This window comes from Weissella sp. DD23 (assembly GCF_001579105.1).
Classification (GTDB): domain Bacteria; phylum Bacillota; class Bacilli; order Lactobacillales; family Lactobacillaceae; genus Weissella; species Weissella cibaria.
In genome coordinates this window covers 45,538-50,102 of the sequence record NZ_KQ970393.1, presented here as the reverse complement: position 1 = coordinate 50,102, position 4,565 = coordinate 45,538, and the positions used below count along the sequence as shown (strand labels likewise).

Sequence of the window (4,565 nt, the reverse complement as noted above, 5' to 3'; positions counted from 1 at the left end):
AAGAGAGAGCTTAAGGCCCGCTATTCAATTAGCGGGCCTTTTTTCTGTATACAAAAAACTTTTTTGAAACCTGTAATCGTTGTAATGACGGCATTTGCACCCGTTTTCGCCTGTGATAAATATACAAAAACAAAGAAAGTTATTGCATAAAATTACACAACTTGGTAATATCTATTCATCGAGTACGAAACAAAGGAGTAGCAAGATGGCGATTATAACGATTAAGAATTTACACAAAGCGTATGGGGATAAAACCATCTTGCGCAGTATCAACGCAACGGTTGAAGAGGGTGATGTTATTGCCTTGTTGGGACCTTCTGGAACTGGTAAGTCAACATTGCTACGTGGGTTGAATATGTTAGACCGACCAACGTCTGGGGAAGTTATTTTTGAAGGGCAAGATATTACGCAAGCCTCAGAAAGTGAATTAGATAAGATTCGCCAGGATATGGGGATGGTATTCCAGAGCTTTAATTTGTTCCCAAATATGTCGGTGATTGAGAACGTCAAAATCGCTTTGGTTAAGGTCAAGGGCGTGGCGGATGCTGAAGCAACACAGACGGCTGAAAAGTTTTTGACGAAGGTTGGCTTGGCCGACAAAGCGACGGCATATCCAGCATCCTTGTCTGGTGGTCAACAACAACGTGTGGCGATTGCCCGTGCGTTGGCGATGAACCCAAAGATTATGTTGTTTGACGAACCAACCTCAGCGTTGGATCCAGAAATGGTTGGCGAAGTATTGAAGACGATGCGTGAATTAGCACAGGAAGGCATGACGATGTTGGTCGTTACGCACGAAATGGGCTTTGCACGTGAAGTGGCATCAAAGATTTGGTTTATGGCCGATGGTGACATGGCCCAATATGATGACCCAGAGGCGTTCTTTGAGCACCCGGATTCAGAACGGGCGCAAAGCTTCTTAGCGAAGATGTTGTAAAAAATGAGGGTTATTATATGCAAAAATGGGTAACGAAAATCATGGCCGCGGTCATGACAATGATGATGTTGGTCGGAATGGTCGCACCAGCGAGTGCTGCGCAAACCGATCCCGTCCTATCGAAAATTGAAAAAAGTGGCAAGCTGGTTGTTGGTACGTCAGCTGATTATGCGCCATACGAGTTCCACACGACCGTTAATGGTAAAGATAAGATTGTCGGGTTTGATATTTCGGTTGCCAATGAAATCGCCAAGCGTTTGGGCGTGAAGTTGGTCATTCAAGAAATGAGTTTCGATGCGTTGTTGGGGGCCGTAAAGACGGGTAAGGTTGATATGGTTGTGGCCGGGATGACGGCAACGCCTGAACGTGAACAAGAAGCATCGTTTTCAGAACCATACTTCGTTGATAAGAACGTAGTGATGACGCTGAAGAAGAACGCTAACAAGTTGACGAATCTAAACGATTTGAAGAAGGCCACATTGGCGGCGCAATTGTCATCGATTCAAGAAGATGCTGCTAAGCAAGTAGATGCGAAGAAGGTTGTGTCATTGAAGAAGGTTAACGATGCCGTGACCCAGTTGACACAAGACAAGGTTGATGGTGTCGTCGTACCGGATACGACGGCTGATAGTTACTTGGGTGAGAGTACACAATTTGCGGTTGCAAAGGCCGCTTTGCCAGGTGAAACGAATGGTTCTTCAGTCGTGATGGCCAAGAATGCGACTGTGCTGCAAAGTAAGGTTAATAACATCTTGGAAAAGCATGTTATCGGTGCCCCATTGGATAAGTGGCGCGATGAAGCAGTTGCACTGATGAACCACAAGGAATCATTCTTTGAAAAGTACTACCCTTACTTTGTTAAGGGAACGATTAATACGGTTGGCTTGGCTGTGATTGGTGTGTTCTTCGGAATTGTTTTGGGTATTTTGTTGGCGTTGATGAAGCTTTCAAGCGTTAAGCCATTAAAGTGGTTTGCGGTTGCCTACATCGAAGCTGTTCGTGGTGTGCCATTGTTGATTCAAGTATTCATTGTGTACTTCGGTACGCAAGTCATTGGTTTGAACGTTTCAAGTTTCATGGCCGGTGCCATTGCAATGTTCTTGAACTCCGCAGCCTATGTTGCTGAAATTATTCGTTCAGGAATTCAAGCTGTACCCGCTGGGCAAACAGAAGCTGCGCGTTCGCTAGGCTTCACGAAGATGCAAACCATGCGTTACATGGTGTTGCCACAAGCAATCAAGAATATCTTGCCAGCTTTGGGTAATGAATTTGTGACGGTTATCAAGGAAGGTTCAGTGGTTTCCGTTATCGGTGTTGGTGAGTTGACATTCCAGACGTCAGTTGTGCAAGGTGCGTCATTCAAGCCGTTCATTCCGTTGATTATTTCGGCAGCAATTTACTTCATTTTGACATTTGGTATTAGTCGTTTGTTGGGTCGCTTCGAGAAGAAGATGCAACAATCAGATCGTAAGTTAATCTAATGTAACACCACAGTTCCTTTTTCAGGGAATTGTGGTGTTTTTCGATTTACAATGAAACTTAATTAACGGGAGGTGACGAGTGATGAAAAAAGTAGCGGTTTTGTCGGATGTGCATGGTAATGTGACGGCGCTTGCGGCAGCCATTGCAGATGCACAAGCGGCGGGAGCAGATGAATACTGGTTCTTAGGGGACTTGTTCATGCCGGGACCAGGCGCACACGACATCGTTGACATGTTGCGTAAGATTAATGTCACAGTTTGGCTCCGTGGTAACTGGGATGATTTCCTATTTGCAGCATTGGAGCGGACTGTTGACTATAATAAGCCAACGCGTGTCTACACGGCGCGTTTGGCCGCTTACGTGATGCAAAACATGCCACGTGAGGACTACGACTTCATCATGGCGTTGCCGGTTGCGGATACCCATAACGTAGAGGATTTAACCTTTACGCTATCGCACAATTTGCCACAGAAGAATTCTGGACATGAATTGTTACCAATGAGCGATCAGTATTATTTCGACGCCTTGTTCATGGGGCGTGATGCGGACGTGGCGATTTATGGGCACACGCACCAAATGATTTACCGTACGGCATCGGATGGGCGCGCCATCTTAAACCCAGGTTCGGTCGGCAGTCCGTTCTCGTTGAAACGTAAGATGCGTCAGAACCGCGATGCCCGTTACCTAATGTTGACGGTCGATGGCACCCACTTCGCCTCAGATTTCCGTTCAATTCCCTATGACCAAGCGACCGAGATGCAGCTGGCTACAGAACGCAATTTGCCATACTTAGAGTTGTACCAAAACTTGGTCTATGAAGGCTTGGGGTACGTCCACGATGCCGGGACCGTTGGGGATGTGAACCGGCGCTTTGGTTATGTGCAAGAAACCAAAGAATTACTTAGCGAGTTACGACAGGTATATCGTTAGGCATCTGCGGTATAATTGAAGTACTGAATATTGACGATAGGAGGGCGTGCCAAATGGATGCGACGCGCTATACAGATTTTGAACAATTAGTCCGCATGTTAAATGACGCGGAAATCGTGCCAATCGTGTCGGGTGGCTTTGCTCTCGAAATTTTGTCGGGGTACGACTTAGATAGTAAGATTGCCCCATTAATTATTGAAGATGACTTTTTAGATGATGAACCATTAATTGATTCCATCATGCGTGCGGCCAAATTTGAACGGCTTGATGTGCCTGAATTGGTATACAGCAATTTTGATAATACGCTGTCAGTGGCTTACATGCCCCAAAGTGCAGTGGAACCGTTGATTGGTCATAAATTACCAGGCCAATTTATCTTTACACACACTGAACCAGAGTTCCGCGTGTTGACGACGTATGACCTGTATAACTTATTTGGTCATTTGATTGGTGATCCGGATCGCAGTGAGAAATTACGTCATGGTGATGCACAAAAGTTGCGTTTCATGAAGCAATTGGGTTACATTTTTGACCGTTTCCCAATGCGCCAGATGAATGCAACGCACCCATTGATTGACGTGCATTTTGAGTTCCTGACGGACAAGGACTTTGATAAGGTTGATCAGGTGATTCGCAAAGCATTCGACGATGCGAATTACAGTACCGGCGAGGAAGAAAAGTTAGTCCGACGGTTGCGTGCAGGCCAACCATTCGGTAAGCGACCAATTGAAATCGTGGCGAAGCGTGGGGATGAAGTCCTGGGGTACGTGATGGTTTCGGGTGCGACTGTGTCTGATAATCGCACGGGTTCATCGATTGGTGTTGTCGGCCCAGTTGTCGTCGACCCATTGTACCGGGGCCGTGGAATTGGTTGGCGTTTGACGCAAAACGCCGAAATTGCCGCGCGTTACGATGGCTATGGTGTCTTGGCGGCGATTGGTTGGCCAGGCTACTGGAACCAATTCGGCTATATCCGCTCATCAGAGTTTGGGGTTACGCCAGCCTTTGAAATTACGCCTGAATTCTTCATGGTGAAGGAACTTTATCCATCTGCTTTGTTGCGGACGAATGGTATTCTCCGCTTCCCTGATGAATGGCAATACGATCAAGAATAGTTTTAGATGAGAGACTGACGGAGATGTTGGTCTCTTTTTTCGCATAATCCACAAGTTTTCAAGACAATTGGACAATATTTATCCGGTACGATAACAGTACG

The 4,565-nt window shown here is 46.1% G+C and carries 4 protein-coding genes; all 4 read left to right on the top strand.

The annotated features are described in order from the left end of the window. Window positions 1-205: 205 nt before the first annotated feature. Window positions 206-937 carry an amino acid ABC transporter ATP-binding protein gene (locus WEIDD23_RS06210; RefSeq protein ID WP_010374960.1) on the top strand — a complete coding sequence of 244 codons (732 nt, stop codon included), beginning with the start codon at window positions 206-208 and terminating at the stop codon, window positions 935-937. A gap of 17 nt (window positions 938-954) precedes the next feature. After that, the gene (locus WEIDD23_RS06205) at window positions 955-2,418 is read left to right on the top strand and encodes an ABC transporter substrate-binding protein/permease (RefSeq protein WP_010374959.1); all 1,464 of its coding nucleotides are present in this window, start codon (window positions 955-957) and stop codon (window positions 2,416-2,418) included. Window positions 2,419-2,500: 82 nt separating this feature from the next. Then, on the top strand, window positions 2,501-3,349 hold the full coding sequence (locus tag WEIDD23_RS06200) for a metallophosphoesterase family protein (RefSeq protein ID WP_010374958.1): 849 nt from the start codon (window positions 2,501-2,503) through the stop codon (window positions 3,347-3,349). 53 nt (window positions 3,350-3,402) lie between these two features. Then, window positions 3,403-4,464, top strand: a complete 1,062-nt coding sequence (locus WEIDD23_RS06195) for a GNAT family N-acetyltransferase (protein WP_010374957.1) — start codon at window positions 3,403-3,405, stop codon at window positions 4,462-4,464. Window positions 4,465-4,565: the final 101 nt, after the last annotated feature.

Bases quoted from the DNA above. Each gene is read 5' to 3' on its own strand.
- WEIDD23_RS06210 (WP_010374960.1), top strand. From the start codon at position 206: ATGGCGATTATAACGATTAAGAATTTACACAAAGCGTATGGGGATAAA.
- WEIDD23_RS06205 (WP_010374959.1), top strand. From the start codon at position 955: ATGCAAAAATGGGTAACGAAAATCATGGCCGCGGTCATGACAATGATG.
- WEIDD23_RS06195 (WP_010374957.1), top strand. From the start codon at position 3,403: ATGGATGCGACGCGCTATACAGATTTTGAACAATTAGTCCGCATGTTA.
- WEIDD23_RS06200 (WP_010374958.1), top strand. From the start codon at position 2,501: ATGAAAAAAGTAGCGGTTTTGTCGGATGTGCATGGTAATGTGACGGCG.